General features: G+C 50.1%; 1 protein-coding gene. It reads right to left on the bottom strand.

Annotated elements, in window-relative coordinates:
* The coding region (bet, locus tag MTCD1_RS18670; protein WP_081570238.1) for a phage recombination protein Bet at positions 1-314 on the bottom strand (314 nt) is incomplete at its 3' end.
* Between the last annotated feature and the right edge of the window lie 55 nt (positions 315-369).

Genomic DNA, 369 nt, shown 5'->3' with positions numbered 1-369 from the left:
GTACAGGATTCATTGTCCTGCTCAAAGTCCATGCCATCAAACTGCTGGTTTTCATTGATGATGCGGGACCAGCCATCAACGCCCACCACCGGAACGATGCCATTCTGCTTATCAGGAAAGGCGTAAATTTCTTTCGTCCACGGATTAAGGCCGTACTGGTTGGCAACGATCAGTAATGCGATGAACTGCGCATCGCTGGCATCACCTTTAAATGCCGTCTGGCGAAGAGTGGTGATCAGTTCCTGTGGGTCGACAGAATCCATGCCGACACGTTCAGCCAGCTTCCCAGCCAGCGTTGCGAGTGCAGTACTCATTCGTTTTATACCTCTGAATCAATATCAACCTGGTGGTGAGCAATGGTTTCAACCA

This window comes from Colwellia marinimaniae, assembly GCF_002207865.1.
GTDB classification, from domain to species: Bacteria; Pseudomonadota; Gammaproteobacteria; order Enterobacterales; family Alteromonadaceae; genus Colwellia; species Colwellia marinimaniae.
The sequence above is the reverse complement of the archived record's forward strand: the minus strand, read 5'-3'. Positions and strand labels throughout refer to the sequence as shown.